This window comes from Rhodococcus sp. NPDC003322 (assembly GCF_053589555.1).
In genome coordinates, this window is sequence record NZ_JBSFSC010000004.1 from 34,747 (window position 1) to 52,741 (window position 17,995).

Below are 17,995 nucleotides of genomic sequence, written 5' to 3' on the forward strand. Positions count from 1 at the left end.
TGAGGGTGCAATCCGAAGCGGGGGAGCAGGCCCCCGCGCAGTGGCGGGACAAGAAGCGTCACCTGTGGTTGCTGGGTCTCGTCCCGCCGACCGCCGTCTTCCTGGCGGCCGCGCTGGTGTGGGGTTTCAACGAACTCGGCTGGACGGCGGTGTCCCCGGTCTGGTGGTGGATCGGGCCGATCCTCGTGTACGGGCTGCTGCCGGTGCTCGACGTCTTCTTCGGTCCGGACGGACAGAATCCGCCCGAAGAGGTCATGGAGCGGCTCGAGAACGACCGCTACTACCGGTACTGCACCTACGTCTACATCCCCTTCCAGCTCGCCAGCCTGGTGTTCGCCTGCTACCTGTGGACGTCCGAGAACCTGGGCTGGCTCGGCATCGAGGGCGGGCTCGGGCTGGTGTCGAAGATCGGCCTCGCGCTGAGCATCGGCGTGATGGGTGGCATCGGCATCAACACCGCCCACGAACTCGGTCACAAGAAGGACGACCTGGAGCGGTGGCTGTCGAAGATCACTCTCGCGCAGACCTTCTACGGGCACTTCTACATCGAGCACAACCGCGGCCACCACGTGCGGGTGTCCACGCCCGAGGATCCGGCCAGTGCGCGATTCGGTGAGACCTTCTGGGCCTTCCTGCCGCGCAGCGTGTGGGGCAGCCTGCGATCGTCCTGGGAGCTGGAGAAGGCGCGACTGCATCGACTCGGCAAGGGGCCGTGGACGATTCGTAACGACGTGCTCAACGCCTGGCTGATGTCGGTGGCGCTCTGGGGTGGCCTGGTCGCCGGCTTCGGCTGGGAGGTGCTGCCGTTCCTGGTGATTCAGGGCGTGTACGGCTTCTCGCTGCTCGAGACGGTCAACTACCTTGAGCACTACGGACTTCTGCGTCAGAGGACCGCGAGTGGACGCTACGAGCGGTGCACCCCGGAACACAGCTGGAACTCGGACCACATCTGCACCAACATCTTCCTGTACCACCTGCAGCGCCACAGTGACCATCACGCGAATCCCACGCGGCGCTACCAGACGCTGCGCAGCATGGACGGTGCACCGAACCTGCCCAGCGGCTACGCGAGCATGATCACCCTCGCCTACTTTCCGCCCGTCTGGCGGCGCGTCATGGACCATCGCGTGCTCTCCCACTACGACGGCGACATCGCCAGGGTGAACGTCCAGCCGTCCAAGCGCGCGAAGGTTCACGCCCGATACGGGGTGGCGTGAGATGGCCGCCTACGTGTGTCCCGTCTGCGACTACGTCTACGACGAGGTGAAAGGTGCTGCGCGGGAGGGGTTCCCGGCGGGAACGGTTTGGGGCGACGTGCCTGACGACTGGTGCTGCCCCGACTGTGGTGTACGCGAGAAGATCGACTTCGAGAGGAAGACGTCGTGAAGGGGAAGCTGCCATGAAGCTGTACCGCTGCGTCCAGTGCGGATTCGAGTACGACGAGGAACTGGGCTGGCCCGAGGACGGCATCGCGCCCGGCACCCGGTGGGAGGACATTCCCGACGACTGGAGCTGCCCCGACTGCGGCGCGGCCAAGGCCGACTTCTACATGGAGGAGGTCGCCCGGCCGTGAGTGTCCCGGCGTCGGTGCGGAACACCCGGCCGGGGGCCGGATCCGACCGGATCCGGCCGAGGTGGCTGTGGCGCCCGTCACGGCCGGGTGCGCCTCGTTGACGCGCCACCGGCCGAATGCCACCCTCGCCACCATGGCGCCGTCGTCCCGAGTCCCGTACCAGCAGGCCACCCGCACCCTCCTGCGGGAATCGGTGCTCGGGTCGATGCGGGAGCTGCTCACCGCGAAGGACTGGCCGGAGATCACCATGACCGACGTCGCCGCGGCGGCGGGGGTGAGCCGGCAGACGCTCTACAACGAGTTCAAGTCCCGTCAGGGCCTCGCCGCGGCCTATGCACTCGCGCTCGCCGACACCTTCGTCGGCGCCGTCGACGACGCCGTGTACTCGAACGTCGGCCGGCCCCGCGAGGCACTGATCATGGGCTTCACGAACTTCTTCCGGCAGTCCGCAGCCGACCCGCTGGTGCGGTCGCTGCTCACGGGAGAGGCCAAGCCGGACCTGCTCCGCCTGATCACCACCGACAGCGCGCCGTTGATCGATCGCGCCGCCACACGGCTCGCGGAGACCTTCCGGCGCAGCTGGGTGCAGGCGTCGGAGGCGGACGCGGCCATCCTCGGGCGGGGGATCGCGCGGCTGGCGATCAGCTACATCTCGATGCCACCGGAATCGGACCGCGACGTCGCCGACGAGCTGGCCCGGGTGTTCACGCCGTTCGTCGAGGCGATCATGCCCGCCTCGCAGTACCAGTAGTCCGGCACCTACCGATAGCCTCTATCGGAGATATTGCCAACCAGGAGAGGCAGATGACGACCAGCGTGTCTGAGAACAAGCTCGTGGCGGACAGCCGCAACGGTATCGACTTCAAGGTGGCGGACCTCTCGCTCGCCGAGTTCGGCCGCAAGGAGATCCGCCTCGCGGAGCACGAGATGCCGGGCCTGATGGCGCTGCGCCGCGAGTACGCCGAGGTTCTCCCGCTCAAGGGCGCCCGGATCTCCGGGTCGCTGCACATGACCATCCAGACCGCCGTCCTGATCGAGACCCTCACCGCGCTCGGCGCCGAGGTGCGCTGGGCGTCGTGCAACATCTTCTCCACCCAGGACCACGCGGCCGCGGCGATCGTCGTCGGCCCGCACGGCACGCCCGAGGAGCCCAAGGGCACCCCGGTCTTCGCGTGGAAGGGCGAGACCCTCGAGGAGTACTGGTGGGCGGCCGAGCAGATGCTCACGTGGCCGGGCGAGCCCGCGAACATGATCCTCGACGACGGCGGCGACGCCACCATGCTCGTGCTCAAGGGTGCGCAGTTCGAGAAGGCAGGCGTCGTCCCGCCGACCGACGACGAGCACGACTCCGACGAGTACAAGGTGTTCCTCGCGCTGCTGCGCAAGTCCCTCGAGGCCGACAAGTCCAAGTGGACCGCGATCGCGGAGTCCGTGAAGGGCGTCACCGAGGAGACCACCACCGGCGTGCTGCGCCTGTACCAGGTCGCCGCGGCCGGTGAGCTGTCGTTCCCCGCCATCAACGTCAACGACTCGGTCACCAAGAGCAAGTTCGACAACAAGTACGGCACCCGGCACTCGCTGCTCGACGGCATCAACCGCGGTACCGACGTGCTGATCGGCGGCAAGAAGGCGCTGATCTGCGGCTACGGTGACGTCGGTAAGGGCTGTGCCGAGTCGCTCGCCGGTCAGGGTGCGCGCGTGCAGGTCACGGAGATCGACCCGATCAACGCCCTGCAGGCGTTGATGGACGGCTTCGACGTCGTCACCGTCGAGGAGGCGATCGGCAACGCCGACATCGTCATCACCTCGACGGGCAACAAGGACATCATCCTGCTCGACCACATGAAGGCGATGAAGGACCAGGCGATCCTGGGCAACATCGGTCACTTCGACAACGAGATCGACATGGCCGGCCTGGAGCGTTCGGGCGCGACGCGGCTGAACATCAAGCCGCAGGTCGACCAGTGGACCTTCGAGTCCGGCAAGTCGATCATCGTGCTGTCCGAGGGTCGGCTGCTGAACCTCGGCAACGCCACCGGCCACCCGTCGTTCGTGATGAGCAACAGCTTCTCGAACCAGGTCATCGCCCAGATCGAGCTGTGGACCAAGCCGGACGAGTACGACAACGAGGTGTACCGCCTGCCCAAGCACCTCGACGAGAAGGTCGCGCGGATCCACGTCGAGGCGCTCGGCGGCTCGATCACCAAGCTGACCAAGGATCAGGCCGAGTACATCGGCGTCGACGTCGAGGGCCCGTACAAGCCCGAGCACTACCGGTACTAGCGGCTCCGCCGCCTGTACCGAGGGGCGGCTCCGCTGCGCTTCGCGCCTGCGCGGAGGGGCGGCTCCGCTGCGCTTCGCGCCTGGCGCCCGGTGAGTGAGTTTCACCCCGACCTGGACGGGTTCCCTCCGGGGGAGAAATTCACTCACCGGCGCGGCAGCGCATATTGTGGCGATCGTGGGAATCCTGATCGCTTTGGAAGGGCTCGACGGTGCCGGGAAGCGGACGCTGTCGAATGCCCTCGTTGCCGCGTGGCGAGCGGACGGTTGCACGGTCGCCACGCTGGCCTTTCCTCGCTACGGCGTCTCCGCCTGCGCCGACCTCGGCGCCGAGGCTCTGCACGGCGGCCACGGGGACACCGCCGAGAGCGTCAACGCCATGGCGTTGCTGTGGGCGCTCGACCGCCGCGAGGCCGCCGACGAACTGCGGGAACTGATCGCCACCCACGACATCGTGCTGCTCGACCGCTACGTCGCGTCGAACGCTGCCTACACGGCGGCCCGCAAACACCAGGGCGCCGACGGTCCCGAGGTCGCCTGGATCGAGGAACTCGAGTTCGGCCGCTTCGGGCTACCCAGGCCGGACCGGCAGGTGCTGCTGAGGGTTCCCGTCGAGCTGGCCGCCCAACGTGCGAAGGATCGCGCCGGCGTCGAGGCGGACCGGCAGCGTGACGCCTACGAGCGCGACGGGGGGCTGCAGGCCCGCACGGGGGAGGTGTACGACGGGCTCGCCGCGCGCGGTTGGATCGCGCCGTGGACGGTCGTCGGCCCCGACGTCGATCCCACACAACTCGCCGCCGATGTCACTAATCAGTGTCACGCGGCGTCCGGAGTGACACGATAGAGACATGAAGCCACGCATTCTGGTTGTCGACGACGACACGGCGCTCGCCGAGATGCTCACCATCGTGCTGCGGGGGGGAGGGATTCGAGCCCTTCGTGGTGGGTGACGGAACCCAGGCGCTGACCGCGGTGCGGGAGATCCGTCCGGACCTGGTGTTGCTCGACCTGATGCTGCCCGGGATGAACGGCATCGACGTCTGCCGGGTGCTGCGCGCCGACTCCGGGGTGCCGATCGTGATGTTGACCGCGAAGACCGACACCGTCGACGTGGTGCTCGGACTCGAGTCCGGTGCCGACGACTACGTGATGAAGCCCTTCAAACCGAAGGAACTCGTCGCGCGGGTGCGCGCCCGCCTGCGCCGCACCGAGGAGGAGCCGGCGGAACTGCTGTCGATCGCCGACATCGACATCGACGTTCCCGCGCACAAGGTGACCCGGGACGGGCAGCTGATCGCACTGACCCCGCTCGAGTTCGACCTGCTGGTGGCCCTGGCTCGCAAGCCGCGGCAGGTGTTCACCCGTGAGGTGCTGCTCGAACAGGTGTGGGGCTACCGGCATGCGGCCGACACCCGCCTGGTCAACGTGCACGTGCAGCGACTGCGCGCGAAGGTGGAGCGAGACCCGGAGAATCCGCAGGTGGTACTCACGGTCAGGGGGGTCGGCTACAAGGCCGGACCGCCGTGATCCGTTCCACCCGTATGCGCCGGCGGATCAACGGAACCTTCACACCGCTGCTCCGCCGGTTCCGAAATCTGAGTCGATCACTCGCGCACCTGTGGCGTCGTTCGCTGCAGCTGCGAGTCGTCGTCTCCACGCTGACCCTGTCGCTGGTCGTCATCACCATCCTCGGTGTCGTCCTGACGAGTCAGATCACCGATCGTCTGCTGGAGGCGAAGATCTCCGCGGCCACCGAGGAGATGGACCGTGCCCGTGGCACGGTGCAGAGCTACCTCGCCGGCACGGACGAGACGACGGCGGTGGGCACCCGGTTGGAGGGTGCGCGCGCGTCGCTGACGAACCGCAACGTGGACGCCGGTCCGGCGTCGGGTGCGGCGGGTACGTTCGACCCGGTGCTGATCGCCAACACCGAGCCGGTGGCCGCGGAACCCACGGCGGGACCGTTCGACCAGATCCCGCGCAACCTGCGCGAGTTCGTGCACAACGGGCAGATCAGCTACCAGTTCTCGACGGTGAACGATCCCGACGGCTACTCCGGGCCCGCTCTCATCGTCGGCAGCCCGGTGGTCACCGACATCCCCGACCTCGAGCTGTACCTGGTGTTCCCCCTGGCCGGCGAGGACCGCAGCCTGTCGCTGATGCGCAGCACCCTGCTGATCGGCGGCGCGGTGCTGTTGGTGTTGCTGGCCGCGATCTCGTTGATCGTCGCGCGGCAGGTGGTGCTCCCGATCCGGTCCGCGTCCCGGATCGCCGAACGGTTCGCGGAGGGCAAGCTGCGCGAACGCATGCCCGTGCGAGGCGAGGACGACATGGCCCGGCTCGCGATGTCGTTCAACGACATGGCCGAATCGCTGTCGAAGCAGATCGCCCAGCTCGAGGAGTTCGGCAACCTGCAGAAACGGTTCACCTCCGACGTCAGCCACGAGCTGCGCACCCCGCTGACCACCGTCCGGATGGCGGCCGACCTGATCCACGACGGCAGCGCCGACCTCGACCCCGCGCTGCGGCGGTCGTCGGAACTGCTGGTTGCGGAGCTCGACCGGTTCGAGTCGCTGCTGAACGACCTCCTGGAGATCAGCCGGCACGACGCCGGCGTCGCCGAGCTCGCCGCCGAGAGGCTGGACCTGCGGATGAGTGCCCGCGCGGCGGTGTCCACGATCCGGCACCTCGCCCGGGAAACCGGCACCGAACTGATCCTCGACCTGCCGGAGGAACCGGTGTTCGCGACCGTCGACCCGCGGCGGGTCGAGCGGATCCTGCGTAACCTGCTCGCGAACGCGATCGACCACGGCGAGGGCAAACCGGTGCTGCTGCGGTTGCGCGCCGACGACGATGCGGCCGCCTTCATCGTGCGCGACCAGGGCATCGGCCTGCATCCGGGGGAGGAGAAGCTGGTGTTCAACCGGTTCTGGCGATCCGATCCGTCGCGGGTGCGCCGGTCCGGCGGCACCGGTCTGGGGTTGGCGATCAGCGTCGAGGATGCCCGACTGCACGACGGCAGGCTCGAAGCGTGGGGTGAGCCCGGCGTCGGAGCCTGCTTCCGGTTGACCTTGCCGCTGGTGCGGGGGCACAAGGTGACCAGCAGTCCGCTGCCGCTGCGCCCGCCGACGATCAAGCGCGTCCAGGGCCGGGCCCCCGGCGAGCAACCGGAGCCGCCCGTCGCCGACGGAGCGAAGAGCGAGCCGCTCGATCCCGACGAGACGAGCAGCATTCCGGTTCTGCGGGAGCGACGGACATGAGGCGGCGGTACGGAGTGTGTGCGGCCGTGGGAGCGGTCGCCCTACTGCTCGGCGGCTGCGCCAGTCTGCCGGATTCGTCCACTCCGCAGGCGATCGGCACGATCGCACAGGAACCGGCGAACCCGACGGTGCCCGCGCCGATCCCCGGGCGAGATCCGAACCTGCTGCTGCGGGACTTCTTCGCGGCCAGCACCGATCCGACCGACGAGCACGCCGCGGCACGGCAGTTCATGACCGCCGGCGCCGCCGCATCGTGGGACGACACCGCCAGTACGTCGATCGTCGACAAGGTCGACGTGCTCGAGGAATCGCGGTCCGGCGACAAGGCCAACTACACGATCCGGGCGAACCGGGTCGGGCAACTCGACCCGGAGGGCGTCTATCAGGCGGTGGACGGGACGTACGAGGCCACGATCCGGCTGGTCCTGGACGCCGGTGAATGGCGGATCAACGAACTGCCCCCGGGTGTCACCCTCGACCGCCCGCAGTTCCTCAAGACCTATCAGCGCAAGTCGCTGTACTTCCTGGACCCGACCGGGTCGACCGCCGTCCCGGACCTTCGGTGGATCACGTCGACTCCGCAGGACCTGGCCGACACCCTGATCGAAATGCTGATCGCCGGGCCGAAGCCCACGCTGAAGGGAGCGGTGTCGAACCAGCTCGACGAGGTTCGGCTGAAGGAACCGGTCACGAAGGCGGACGGGCGCAGCGCGGGCGTCGGTGTCGGGTTCGGTGGCCTGCGGATCGAGTTCGAGGGCACCGACGCGCTGGACGTGGTCAGTCGGGACCGGATGGCCGCCCAGGTGGTGTGGACGCTGGCGAACGCCGAGATCCCGGGACCGTACGTTCTGATGGGCGACGGGAAGCCACTCGACGACCGACTGCCGAACGGGTGGACGACGGCGGACGTGTCCTCGACGAATCCGGCGGCTTCGGCTGCGGACACGGTCGGGCTGCACGCCCTGCGCGACGGTTCGCTGGTCCGGGTCTCCGACTCCGGCGTCGAATCCATCCCGGGCTACTTCGGGACCAGTCCGGGCCTGCGGTCGATCGCGGTGTCCCGGGACGGCCACTCCGCGGCCGCGGTCGCCGCACCCCTGCGCCCGGCGCCGGACCAGCTCTCGGCACTGATGATCGGACCGATCGACGGGCTCGCCACCTCCGTCCTCGAAGGTGTGACCCTCACGCGGCCGACGTGGGCGTTCGAGGACTCGGCGGTGTGGACGGTCGTGGACGGGTCGAAGGTGGTGCGTATGTCGCGTGCGCCGTCGGGGGAGATGTCCGCGCAGCCGGTGGACACCGCCGACATCGCCGCTCTCGGCACCACGATCACCGAGTTGCGGCTCTCCCGGGACGGGGTCCGGGCCGCGGCGATCATCGACGGCAAGGTGTTCATGCTGACGGTCGTGCCCAGGGAGGACGGCAGCTACCGCCTGTCCTCGGGGGTGCCGATCGCGGTCGGGCTCGGGAGCCCGGCCGTGGCGCTGGACTGGTCCAGCAGTGACGCGGTCGTGGTGGCACGGGCGGCGTCGGACATCCCGGTCGTCACCGTCGCTGTCGACGGCTCCCGGATGGACGCGCTGCCGAGCCGCAACCTCACCCCGCCGGTGACGGCGGTGGACGCGAGTCCGTCGACGACGTTCGTCGCGGACACGCGGGCGGTCTTCCAGCTGAACAGCACCGACCCGACCGGCGACCGCTACTGGCGCGAGGTGCCCGGCCTGACCGGGGTGAAGGCCGTCCCGGTGCTGCCCGGCTGACCGGAGGCCGTCCGCCGGGCAGCGGCGGCGCCGCGTGTCGGTGGTCCCGCGCACACTGACGGTATGCGTGCGTTGCTGGATCTGGTCCTGCCCCGCGAATGCGGCGGCTGCGGTGCGGCAGGCACCCTGTGGTGTCCGCGATGTTCGACGCTGCTTTCGGGTGAGCCGGTTGCGGTGACGCCCCGGGTGGATCCGGGGGTTCCGGTGTGGGCGCTCGGGTCGCACAGCGGGCCCCTCCGGGCCGCGGTGATCGCCGCGAAGGAACGCGGCCGGCGCGACCTCGCGCGGCCACTCGGTGAGGGACTGGCGGCCGCGGTCCGGCGCCTGCGTGCGTGCGGCGAGATCGACCCTCCCGAATTGGCGCGTCTGGTCCTGGTTCCGGCGCCGAGTCGGCCGCGTGCGGCGCGTGCTCGCGGTGGTGATCCGGTGCTCGCGGCGGCACGAGCGGCGGCCGCCGCCCTGGCGCCCGAAGCGGTGTGTGTCGATCGGTCCCTGAAATTCTCTGCGGGAGTCAGGGATTCGGTGGGTCTGTCGGCGCGGGAGCGGGTGGAGAACCTCGCAGGGCACATCCGCGTGGTCCCGACACCGGCGACCGGGAGGTCTGATTGCGTGCTGCTGATCGACGACGTCCTCACCACCGGAGCGACCGCGGCCGAGTCGGTTCGCGCGCTGACGGCAGGGGGCGTGCGGGTCGATGCGGCCCTTGTGATCACCGCCGCATGACGCGTTCGGCGCCAATGCTGGCACTCGGGTCGAACTCGTACTACCGTCGCCAACACAGCCGACGAAACGGGTGGGAGGTGATAGTTCCAGACCCTGACGCCGGGCGGTCCCCTTCCCGGCGTAGCTCATCCGCCGCAGGTCAATTTCTTGGCTCGGCCGTATTCGGGAGGTACGCGTGACGACCCCTTCGACAGCATCTGTCTTCGTTCAGGACGCTGCAGAATCCACCGGGCAATCCGAAGCCCCACGCTCCGAGATCGTGGTCAAGGGCCGCAATGTCGAGGTCCCGGACCATTTCCGGGTCTACGTATCCGAGAAGCTCGCTCGACTCGAGCGCTTCGATCCGACGATCTACCACTTCGACGTCGAACTCCAACACGAACGCAATCGCCGGCAGGCCAAGAACTGCCAGCGGGTGGAAATCACGGCGCGCGGCAAGGGCCCCGTCGTTCGAGCGGAAGCCGCCGCCGACAGTTTCTACGCCGCCTTCGAGAGCGTGACCTCCAAGCTGGAGGCCAGGTTGCGTCGCACAAAGGATCGTCGTCGCGTCCATTACGGCGACAAGACGCCGGTGTCGGTCGCAGAGGCGACAGCGACGCTGGCCGAGGACGACTCCCTCGGGATCTCGCCCGATCTGTCCCTCGAGCCCGAGCAGCCGGAGGGTCCGGGACAGATAGTCCGCACGAAGGTGCACTCCGCGGCGCCGATGACCGTCGACGACGCCCTGTACGAGATGGAACTGGTCGGACACGACTTCTTCCTGTTCCACGACAAGGAGACGGACCGACCGTCCGTCGTCTACCGGCGACACGCCTTCGACTACGGACTGATCCGGCTCGCCTGAATCGGCGCACTCGGCAACGTTCGGGCAACAAAATGGCCCGAGAGATGCCGGGGAAGCCTGAGTAACAGACAAGAATGAGCGGTCGATCGACTCGATCAGCCGCCACAGCGCCTACCATGGGATCCGGTCGAGGGGTTCACTCCACTCGACCGGATCCTGCTGTGACGGCAGGATCGCCACCTGCCCGCCGAGACCCTAGGACGTTCAAGCCCGTGCCCTCGCTGTCACTGTCCAAGCTGCTCCGTGTTGGTGAAGGTCGCATGGTCAAGCGGCTCAAGCACATCGCCGAGCACGTCGATACCCTCTCGCCCGACTACGAGGCCCTGTCCGACCAGCAGTTGCGGGACAAGACCGTCGAGTTCAGGGACCGCTACGCGAAGGGGGAGTCGCTCGACGACCTGCTGCCGGAGGCGTTCGCGACCGCTCGGGAGGCGTCCTCGCGGGTGCTCGGCCAGAAGCACTACATCGTGCAGATCATGGGCGGTGCGGCCCTGCACTTCGGCAACGTGGCGGAGATGAAGACCGGTGAGGGCAAGACCCTGACCTGCGTGCTCCCCGCCTACCTCAACGCCATCGCGGGCAACGGCGTGCACGTCGTCACCGTCAACGACTACCTGGCCAAGCGTGACTCCGAGTGGATGGGCCGCGTGCACCGCTCCCTCGGTCTCGAGACCAACGTGATCCTGTCCGGGATGACCCCGGCGCAGCGACGTGACGCCTATGCCGCGGACATCACCTACGGCACCAACAACGAGTTCGGGTTCGACTACCTGCGTGACAACATGACGCACACCCTCGACGACCTCGTGCAGCGCGGGCACAGCTTCGCCATCGTCGACGAGGTCGACTCGATCCTCATCGACGAGGCGCGGACCCCGCTGATCATCTCGGGCCCGGCGGACGCCTCCAGCAAGTGGTACGGCGAGTTCGCGCGCATCGTGCCGCTGCTCAAGCGGGACGTCCACTACGAGGTCGACATCAAGAAGCGGACCGTCGGCGTGCACGAGGCGGGCGTCGAGTTCGTCGAGGACCAGCTGGGCATCGACAACCTCTACGAGGCCGCCAACTCGCCGCTGGTCAGCTACCTGAACAACGCGATCAAGGCCAAGGAGCTCTACCAGCGGGACAAGGACTACATCGTCCGCGACGGCGAGGTCATCATCGTCGACGAGTTCACCGGTCGCATCCTGGTCGGCCGGCGCTACAACGAGGGCATGCACCAGGCGATCGAGGCCAAGGAGAAGGTCGAGATCAAGGCCGAGAACCAGACCCTCGCCACGATCACGCTGCAGAACTACTTCCGGCTCTACGACAAGCTGTCCGGCATGACCGGTACCGCCGAGACGGAGGCGGCCGAGCTGCACCAGACCTACGAGCTCGGCGTCATCCCGATCCCGACGAACAAGCCGATGATCCGCGTCGATCAGGGCGACCTGATCTACAAGACGGAGGAGGCGAAGTTCGACGCCGTCGTCGACGACGTCGCCGAGCGGCACGCCAATGGGCAGCCGGTGCTGATCGGCACCACCAGCGTCGAGCGCTCCGAGTACCTGTCGAAGCAGTTCACCAAGCGTGGGATCGCGCACAACGTGCTCAACGCGAAGTTCCACGAGAAGGAAGCACAGATCGTCGCGGAGGCCGGCCGGACCGGTGCGGTCACCGTCGCCACCAACATGGCGGGCCGTGGCACCGACGTCGTGCTCGGTGGCAACCCGGACATCATCGCCGACGTGCTGCTGCGCAAGCAGGGCCTGGACCCGGTCGAGACGCCGGACGAGTACGAGGCGGCCTGGGACGACGCGCTCGCGCAGGTGCAGGCACAGGTCAAGGCGGACGCCGACCAGGTTCGGGAGGCCGGCGGACTGTACGTGCTCGGCACCGAGCGGCACGAGTCGCGCCGCATCGACAACCAGTTGCGCGGTCGCTCCGGCCGTCAGGGCGATCCGGGTGAATCGCGTTTCTACCTCTCGCTCGGTGACGAGTTGATGCGCCGGTTCAACGGTGCGGCGCTCGAGTCGATCATGACCCGGCTCAACCTGCCGGACGACGTGCCGATCGAGGCGAAGATGGTCTCGAAGGCGATCAAGAGCGCGCAGACGCAGGTCGAGCAGCAGAACTTCGAGATCCGCAAGAACGTCCTCAAGTACGACGAGGTGATGAACCAGCAGCGCACCGTCATCTACGACGAGCGTCGCCGGATCCTCGCGGGCGAGGACATGGAGGGCCAGGTCGAAAAGATGATCACCGACGTGGTCACCGCCTACGTGGACGGCGCCACCGCCGAGGGCTACGTCGAGGACTGGGATCTCGACCAGCTGTGGACCGCACTGAAGACGCTGTACCCGGTCGGCATCGATCACCATGCGCTCACCGGCGAGACCGAGGACGGCGAGCGGGGCGACCTGTCCCGCGACGAGCTGCGTGACGCGCTGCTCGCCGACGTCCGTTCCGCCTACGCACAGCGGGAGCAGCAGATCGACGCGATCGCCGGCGAGAACGGCATGCGTGAACTCGAGCGCCGGGTGCTGCTGTCCGTCCTCGACCGCAAGTGGCGTGAACACCTCTACGAGATGGACTACCTCAAGGAGGGCATCGGCCTGCGGGCGATGGCGCAGCGTGACCCGCTCGTCGAGTACCAGCGGGAGGGCTACGACATGTTCACCGCGATGCTCGAGGGTCTGAAGGAGGAGTCGGTCGGCTTCCTGTTCAACCTGCAGGTCGAGGCCGCTCCGGCGCCGCAGCAGTCGGGGTGGACCACCGCTGCCGCCGCCGCGCGCAGCGAGGTCGCCGCGGCGCAGACCGCGACGGCGACCGCACCGGCCGAGCAGACCGCGCGGGCCGAGCAGGCGGCGCCGCAGCCTGCCGCGCCCGCCGCGCTGCGGGCGAAGGGTCTCGACGAGCAGAACGAGAGCCCGCTGACCTTCTCGGGCCCGGCCGAGGACGGCACCGCGGCGGTGCGGACCAGTGGCGGCTCCGCCGCGTCCACCGTCGGCCCCACCCGACGGGAACGCAGGCAGGCCGAGCGGGACGGCAAGAAGTCGCGGCCGAAGAAGAATCGCTGACCAAACCCCGGCCCGACGTCACGCCCGGTGCCGTCGGGCCGGGGTCAGCCCACCTGTAGTGCTGTGAACACCCAGCCGCCCCCGGCTTCCTCGGAACGCCGGCGGGCGGCTGTGCGTTCGAGGCGACCCGCGATCGCGAAGGTGCGTTCGCCGCGGGCGTAGCTGCCGAACACCTCGGCACGGTCGGGTCCGCCGGGGTGCAGGTGCACCCGTCTCAGCCGGGCCGCGCCCAGCCGGCGCCCCGGTGCGCCGGCACGGGTCAGTGCGGTCACGAGGTCGAACGGTGTGGATGCCAGGAGTGGTCGCAGGGCCCCCGCTTGGCGGCGGTGGTCGAGTACCTCGAGGATCATCCGCAGGGTGACCTCGGCGAATCGTCGGCACTCGAGGTCCGGGCGGTCCGCCCCGGTCGCGGCCGGGCGGTCCGGGCGGACGCAGGCACCGGCGGGATCGCCGGTGGTGCGGTGCCCCGTGCGGGCAGTGTGCGGGACGCGATGCGGCGCGTGCAGGTCCGGTCGTCGCGCGCACTGCGCCTGCGGTCGGGTTGCCGGTTCGGGCGCGGTCGGCGGTTCCGCGTGGGGTGCGGCGGTGACATAGGTCCTCATGCGTGCTCTCCTCTTCGCGCCTGATCCGATGTGCCGGGGCGCGCTCGACGGGTGCGCCACAGGCGCGGGAGTGGGTCGAGCCCGGGGAGAGTCCGGGCGGGGAGAGGATCGCACGAATCGTCCTCGACCGCACGGTTTCCGCGGAACCGGCGCGGCGGAGGGGGCGGTGGTGCCTGGGATCGGGAGACACGCCCTAGGGTTGACCCAATGAGGGGTCTGGTACTCGACTTCGGAGGCGTCCTCGACGGCGCACAGCCCGACCCGGACCCGCTGCGCGGGCTGGTCGCCGAGCTCCGTGCGCGGGGGGTGCGGACCGTGCTGCTCAGCAACGACCCGGGTGGTCCGGGTGGCGCGGCGCTCCGGAATCTCGGCGGCGGGCGGTTCGTCGACGAGGTGGTCCTGTCCGGTGACGTCGGCCTGGCCAAACCCGACCCCCGGATCTACCGGCACGCGGCCCGGCTGCTCGACATCGAGCCCGGGCAGTGTGTGTTCGTCGACGACCTGATGGTCAACGTTCGCGGTGCGGTCGCGGCGGGCATGGTCGGAGTCCATCATGTGGACGTGGACGTCACGGTGGCGGAACTGCGGATACTGTTCGACCCTGACACCGGCGTGCCGGGCGACAGCGCGAACTCCGGTACGGGGGACACATGAACACGGGGGTGGCATGGACAGCAGGCTGAGCACGCAGGACGCGTCCTTCTACTTCTTGGAGGCGAGCAGCACTCCGATGCATCTCGGATCGTTGGCGATCCTGCGCGCACCGGAGGGCGGCCTGGACTACGAGGATCTGCTCACGCACGTCGAGAAGCGGTTGCCCCTGGTCCCGCGCTATCGGCAACGGGTGCGCGAGGTGGTGTTCGGGTTGGCGCGGCCGGTGTGGGTCGACGACCGCGACTTCGACATCACCTACCACGTACGGCGTTCGGCACTGCCCAAGCCGGGCTCCGACGAACAGTTGCACGACCTGGTCGCGCGCCTGACGTCGCGGCCACTGGACCGCAGCCGGCCGCTGTGGGAGATGTACCTGGTGGAAGGACTCGCGGAGGACCGCATCGCGATCTTCACCAAGTCGCACTCGGCGCTGGTCGACGGTGTCGACGCGCTCGAGATCGGCCAGGTGATCTTCGACCGGTGCGACCAACCGCGGGAGGTGCCGGAGGAACTGTGGATGCCCGGGCGCGAACCCCGGGAGGCCGAGTTGGTGCTCGGTGCGCTCGCGGAGATGATCGCGCGGCCGGCCGAGGGGGCGGCGACGGTGAAGGCGCTCGTCGGGGACGTGGTCGGGACCGCGACCAGCGCGGTCGGGAACGTCGCTGCGTTGTTGCGGACCGCGGCGACCGCCGCACCGGCGTCACCGTTGAACGCGACGATCTCGCGTAATCGCCGATTCGCCACCGCGAAGACCTCGCTCGAGGAGTACCGGACCGTGCGCCGCCGGTTCGGGTGCACGGTGAACGACGTGATTCTGGCGGTGCTGACCGGGGCGTTGCGGAACTGGCTGCTCTCGCGCGGTGAGCCGGTCACCGCGTTCTCCACGGTACGAGCGATGGTGCCGATCGCGATCGACGTGTCGTCGCCCGACAGCGCCGTCGGAGCGCCGATCACCGACACCGAGCGTGGAACGTCGACCACCGACGCCGAGGGCGGGGCGGACCGGCCCGCGGGCGACGAGCCGCGCGGTGACGAGCGCCGCGCCTCGTCGTTGCTGATCGACCTGCCAGTGGGGGAGCCGAATCCCGTTGTGCGACTGTCGCACATCGCGCACGCAACGGAGGCGCACACCCGGCAGAACCGGACGGTGGCGGCGCAGACGCTGGTGCGGGTGTCCGGGACCGCGCCGGCCACACTGCACGCGATGGGACTGCGAATGGCGAGTGGGCTGTCGCAGCGGATGTTCAACGTGATGATCACCAACGCGCCCGGGCCGCAGTCGACGCTGTGCCTCGGCGGCGCCGAGTTGCTCGAGACCTATCCGGTGTCGCCACTGATCCGAAACCAGGCGGTGAGCATCGGCCTGACGTCGTACGACGGGCACGTCTACTACGGTTTGAACGGTGACCGGGATGCGATGTCCGATGTCGACGTGCTGACCGGGTTGCTGTACGAAGCGCTCGACGAGTTGCTTGAAGCCTGCCGGTGAAGGGGAATGCATGAGGGTCTACGTGCCCGCCACGATCGCGATGCTGCAGCGGCTGGTCGCCGAGGAGGAGCTGAACCCGATCAGCCGGACGGCGTTCGCGGTGACGCCGACACTGCGCGAGGCATACGCCGCCGGGGACGACGACGAGCTCGCCGAGGTCGCGATGAACGAGGCCGCACGGGCGTCGCTGCGGTTGATCGCGACGGAGGCCGGCGACGTGGAGGCCGGTGAGGCGGGTTCCGCCGAGCCGGGGGCGGTGGTGTACCGGCGGGCCGTGATCGCGGCCGACGTGGACGAGGTGACGCTGCGACCGGACCTCGACGACGCCGTGGTGCGGCTCGCGGCACCGCTGCCGCTGTCGGCGGTGGCATCGGTGCACGTGGACCTGTCGGAGGCCGAGCAGGCGATCGAGCGGGCCGCGTCGGTCGTGGACGCGGCGGACCTCGGCGACGCGGATGCCGAGTTCGTCCTCGGTGACGCGGAGGACCACGATCTGGCCTGGTATGCCACCCAGGAACTGCCCTTCCTGCTCGAACTGCTCTGACAGAGCCGCGGACTGCGTGACAGGCCGCGCCACCTGCGGGTAACCTACGGACCCGTAACCTATCCGAGTGGACGGAAGTTTGATGGGCTTGAGGAAGTGGCTCGAGGCGCCGGCGGCAGATGTGTCGGCACCGCGACGGCCGAGTGTGAACATGCTGCGCGGGGCGGTGACCCGAGTCACGACCCCGCTGTTGCCGGACGACTTCCTGCATCTGGCGAATCCGTTGTGGTCGGCGCGCGAACTGCGCGGCAAGATCGTCGAGGTTCGCAAGGAGACGTGCGACTCGGCGACCCTCGTCATCAGGCCGGGCTGGGGATTCGACTTCGACTACCAGCCCGGCCAGTACATCGGCATCGGCCTTCTCGTCGACGGCCGCTTCCACTGGCGCTCGTACTCGCTCACGTCGCCGCCGAGCCGGGACCGGAAGCTGATCACGATCGCGGTCAAGGCGATGCCCGAGGGCCGGCTGTCAAGCCATCTGATCAACGGCGTGCCTGCGGGCACCGTGGTGCGCCTGGCCGCGCCGCAGGGCAACTTCTCGCTGCCGGAACCGCCGCCGGAGAAGATCCTCTTCATCACCGCGGGCAGCGGCGTCACCCCGGTGATGGCGATGCTGCGGTCGATGGTGCGCCGGGGCACGGTGCCGGACGTGGTGCACGTGCACTCCGCGCCGACGGAACAGGATGTGATGTTCGGCGAGGAGTTGGCGGCGCTGCACGACTCGCACCCGACCTTCGTCTCGCACGTCCAGCACACCCGTACCGGCGGCCGGTTCAAGCTGGCCGACCTCGACGAGATGTACCCGGACTGGCGGGAGCGGCAGACCTGGGCGTGCGGTCCGGTGGAGATGCTCGACGAGGTCGAGAAGGTGTGGGCCGAGGCCGGGATCTCGGACCGGCTGCACACCGAGCGGTTCACGATCTCGCGTGCCGACATGTCGGGCCAGGGCGGCACGGTGACCTTCGCCAAGTCGGAGCGCTCCGCCGAGGTCGACGGCGCCACGACCGTGCTGGAGGCCGGAGAGAACCTGGGTGTGCAGATGCCGTTCGGCTGCCGGATGGGAATCTGCCAGACGTGTGTTGCCCCGCTGCTGTCCGGGCATGTGCGCGATCTGCGGTCCGGTCGGGAGCACGGCGAGGGTGAACGGGTGCAGACCTGTATCTCGGTCGCTGCCGGCGACTGCACCATCGACCTGTAGCGCCGA

At 68.9% G+C, this 17,995-nt stretch carries 16 protein-coding genes and 1 pseudogene; 16 read left to right on the forward strand and 1 reads right to left on the reverse strand.

Annotated features, from left to right (window positions below; genetic code table 11):
• Positions 1-5 precede the first annotated feature (5 nt).
• The 12 genes and pseudogenes from ACWDUM_RS16365 (at position 6) to secA (ending at position 13,502) form a co-directional block, all read left to right on the forward strand.
• On the forward strand, positions 6-1,217 hold the full coding sequence (locus ACWDUM_RS16365) for an alkane 1-monooxygenase (RefSeq protein ID WP_450135186.1): 1,212 nt from the start codon (positions 6-8) through the stop codon (positions 1,215-1,217).
• 1 nt (position 1,218) lies between these two features.
• On the forward strand, positions 1,219-1,386 hold the full coding sequence (locus ACWDUM_RS16370; RefSeq protein WP_450115733.1) for a rubredoxin: 168 nt from the start codon (positions 1,219-1,221) through the stop codon (positions 1,384-1,386).
• 13 nt (positions 1,387-1,399) lie between these two features.
• The gene (locus ACWDUM_RS16375) at positions 1,400-1,573 is read left to right on the forward strand and encodes a rubredoxin (protein WP_387474511.1); all 174 of its coding nucleotides are present in this window, start codon (positions 1,400-1,402) and stop codon (positions 1,571-1,573) included.
• A 133-nt stretch (positions 1,574-1,706) separates the two neighbouring features.
• Entirely contained in the window at positions 1,707-2,324 is a 618-nt protein-coding gene (locus tag ACWDUM_RS16380) for a TetR family transcriptional regulator (protein WP_450134784.1), read from the forward strand.
• A 53-nt stretch (positions 2,325-2,377) separates the two neighbouring features.
• Entirely contained in the window at positions 2,378-3,856 is a 1,479-nt protein-coding gene (ahcY, locus tag ACWDUM_RS16385) for an adenosylhomocysteinase (RefSeq protein ID WP_450115731.1), read from the forward strand.
• Positions 3,857-4,031: 175 nt separating this feature from the next.
• Positions 4,032-4,697 carry a dTMP kinase gene (locus tag ACWDUM_RS16390; protein WP_450134785.1) on the forward strand — a complete coding sequence of 222 codons (666 nt, stop codon included), beginning with the start codon at positions 4,032-4,034 and terminating at the stop codon, positions 4,695-4,697.
• Positions 4,698-4,701: 4 nt separating this feature from the next.
• A pseudogene (gene mtrA / locus ACWDUM_RS16395) lies at positions 4,702-5,380 on the forward strand (MtrAB system response regulator MtrA).
• 14 nt (positions 5,381-5,394) lie between these two features.
• Entirely contained in the window at positions 5,395-7,113 is a 1,719-nt protein-coding gene (gene mtrB, locus ACWDUM_RS16400; protein WP_450135187.1) for an MtrAB system histidine kinase MtrB, read from the forward strand.
• The gene (gene lpqB / locus ACWDUM_RS16405) at positions 7,110-8,873 is read left to right on the forward strand and encodes an MtrAB system accessory lipoprotein LpqB (protein WP_450134786.1); all 1,764 of its coding nucleotides are present in this window, start codon (positions 7,110-7,112) and stop codon (positions 8,871-8,873) included. The genes mtrB and lpqB overlap by 4 nt, the downstream gene beginning before the upstream one ends.
• A 63-nt stretch (positions 8,874-8,936) precedes the next feature.
• A complete protein-coding gene (locus tag ACWDUM_RS16410) occupies positions 8,937-9,596 on the forward strand; it encodes a ComF family protein (protein WP_450134787.1) in 660 nt (219 codons plus the stop codon).
• A 175-nt stretch (positions 9,597-9,771) separates the two neighbouring features.
• Positions 9,772-10,440 carry a ribosome hibernation-promoting factor, HPF/YfiA family gene (gene hpf / locus ACWDUM_RS16415; RefSeq protein WP_450115726.1) on the forward strand — a complete coding sequence of 223 codons (669 nt, stop codon included), beginning with the start codon at positions 9,772-9,774 and terminating at the stop codon, positions 10,438-10,440.
• A 260-nt stretch (positions 10,441-10,700) separates the two neighbouring features.
• Entirely contained in the window at positions 10,701-13,502 is a 2,802-nt protein-coding gene (secA, locus tag ACWDUM_RS16420; protein ID WP_450134788.1) for a preprotein translocase subunit SecA, read from the forward strand.
• Between the two features lie 44 nt (positions 13,503-13,546).
• Here secA and ACWDUM_RS16425 read toward each other — a convergent pair whose 3' ends face one another.
• Positions 13,547-14,104: an Rv3235 family protein gene (locus tag ACWDUM_RS16425; protein WP_450134789.1), complete on the reverse strand. Its 558-nt coding sequence runs from the start codon at positions 14,102-14,104 to the stop codon at positions 13,547-13,549.
• Positions 14,105-14,311: 207 nt separating this feature from the next.
• On the opposite strand from ACWDUM_RS16425, the gene ACWDUM_RS16430 reads away from it, so the two are divergent.
• From ACWDUM_RS16430 to ACWDUM_RS16445, 4 genes are all read left to right on the forward strand, one after another.
• A complete protein-coding gene (locus ACWDUM_RS16430) occupies positions 14,312-14,758 on the forward strand; it encodes an HAD family hydrolase (protein ID WP_450134790.1) in 447 nt (148 codons plus the stop codon).
• A 13-nt stretch (positions 14,759-14,771) separates the two neighbouring features.
• Positions 14,772-16,247, forward strand: coding sequence for a WS/DGAT/MGAT family O-acyltransferase (locus tag ACWDUM_RS16435; RefSeq protein ID WP_450134791.1), 1,476 nt, complete (start codon positions 14,772-14,774; stop codon positions 16,245-16,247).
• A gap of 10 nt (positions 16,248-16,257) precedes the next feature.
• Entirely contained in the window at positions 16,258-16,791 is a 534-nt protein-coding gene (locus tag ACWDUM_RS16440; protein WP_450115722.1) for a DUF6912 family protein, read from the forward strand.
• 82 nt (positions 16,792-16,873) lie between these two features.
• A complete protein-coding gene (locus ACWDUM_RS16445) occupies positions 16,874-17,989 on the forward strand; it encodes a ferredoxin reductase (RefSeq protein WP_450134792.1) in 1,116 nt (371 codons plus the stop codon).
• Positions 17,990-17,995: the final 6 nt, after the last annotated feature.

Coding starts and splice junctions, on each gene's coding strand:
- ACWDUM_RS16370 (WP_450115733.1), top strand. CDS start 1,219: ATGGCCGCCTACGTGTGTCCCGTCTGCGACTACGTCTACGACGAGGTG.
- ACWDUM_RS16375 (WP_387474511.1), top strand. CDS start 1,400: ATGAAGCTGTACCGCTGCGTCCAGTGCGGATTCGAGTACGACGAGGAA.
- ACWDUM_RS16380 (WP_450134784.1), top strand. CDS start 1,707: ATGGCGCCGTCGTCCCGAGTCCCGTACCAGCAGGCCACCCGCACCCTC.
- ahcY (WP_450115731.1), top strand. CDS start 2,378: ATGACGACCAGCGTGTCTGAGAACAAGCTCGTGGCGGACAGCCGCAAC.
- mtrB (WP_450135187.1), top strand. CDS start 5,395: ATGCGCCGGCGGATCAACGGAACCTTCACACCGCTGCTCCGCCGGTTC.
- lpqB (WP_450134786.1), top strand. CDS start 7,110: ATGAGGCGGCGGTACGGAGTGTGTGCGGCCGTGGGAGCGGTCGCCCTA.
- ACWDUM_RS16410 (WP_450134787.1), top strand. CDS start 8,937: ATGCGTGCGTTGCTGGATCTGGTCCTGCCCCGCGAATGCGGCGGCTGC.
- secA (WP_450134788.1), top strand. CDS start 10,701: ATGGTCAAGCGGCTCAAGCACATCGCCGAGCACGTCGATACCCTCTCG.
- ACWDUM_RS16425 (WP_450134789.1), bottom strand. CDS start 14,104: ATGAGGACCTATGTCACCGCCGCACCCCACGCGGAACCGCCGACCGCG.
- ACWDUM_RS16430 (WP_450134790.1), top strand. CDS start 14,312: ATGAGGGGTCTGGTACTCGACTTCGGAGGCGTCCTCGACGGCGCACAG.
- ACWDUM_RS16435 (WP_450134791.1), top strand. CDS start 14,772: ATGGACAGCAGGCTGAGCACGCAGGACGCGTCCTTCTACTTCTTGGAG.
- ACWDUM_RS16440 (WP_450115722.1), top strand. CDS start 16,258: ATGAGGGTCTACGTGCCCGCCACGATCGCGATGCTGCAGCGGCTGGTC.
- ACWDUM_RS16445 (WP_450134792.1), top strand. CDS start 16,874: ATGGGCTTGAGGAAGTGGCTCGAGGCGCCGGCGGCAGATGTGTCGGCA.